We start from the raw sequence: 682 nt of genomic DNA, 5'->3' as shown, positions 1-682 counted from the left end.
GATGGCTGCCCCGAGGTTGTTCATGCTCTACGATCTGGATGATGCAATAAATTTGAGCGTGAAGCCCCCGGCGACTGCAGGCCAGCGCCAGTTCATATTCATTCAGCGCCAGAAACTCCAGCCGCTGTGCATCATCGAAATCAGGTAGACCATAGAGCGCTTCCTGCTCGGCGTCCGAAAGAATACTGAGGAGCTTATTTTTAGTAGGCATCTCTGATCCTTATGCCTATTTAAACGCGCTTGTCACATTATCATTAACATAGAACCTTTACGTGTCATAATTTAAATTACGGGTAATGTGACTACCGTTGACAGATTATGGTACCCAAATCAGAATGTCACATAATCGAACGTATATGTGACAGAGGAAATATGTTCATCGGATATATTCGGATGTCAAAAGCGGATGGTTCGCAGACGAATGATTTACAACGTGATGCACTGATCGCCGCAGGTGTTGATGCCGCACATTTTTATGAGGACCGGGCATCGGGCAAACGAGAAGAGCGTCCTGGACTTACAGCCTGTCTGAAAGCACTACGACCCGGAGACACGCTGGTCGTATGGAAGCTGGACCGCCTCGGTCGTGATCTTCGTCATCTCATTAATACAGTGCACGACCTGACCGCGAGGGGGACCGGTCTGAAAGTGCTGACCGGTCACGGGGCGACTATCGACACAA

At 49.3% G+C, this 682-nt stretch carries 2 protein-coding genes; one reads left to right on the top strand and one right to left on the bottom strand.

Features of this window, described 5'->3' with window-relative positions:
* A partial coding sequence (locus ACSIPU_RS30430; protein WP_435322474.1) for a DUF4158 domain-containing protein occupies window positions 1-211 on the bottom strand: 211 nt, incomplete at its 3' end.
* 161 nt (window positions 212-372) lie between these two features.
* Between ACSIPU_RS30430 and ACSIPU_RS30425 the strand changes: the two genes are divergently transcribed.
* Window positions 373-682: recombinase family protein (locus ACSIPU_RS30425; protein WP_435322473.1), on the top strand; the 310-nt coding region annotated here is incomplete at its 3' end.

Source organism: Klebsiella sp. HN106 (assembly GCF_051209435.1).
In the GTDB taxonomy this organism is placed as follows: Bacteria; Pseudomonadota; Gammaproteobacteria; order Enterobacterales; family Enterobacteriaceae; genus Klebsiella; species Klebsiella oxytoca.
Note: the sequence above shows the minus strand (reverse complement) of the source record. Positions and strands in the feature narration are given on the sequence as shown.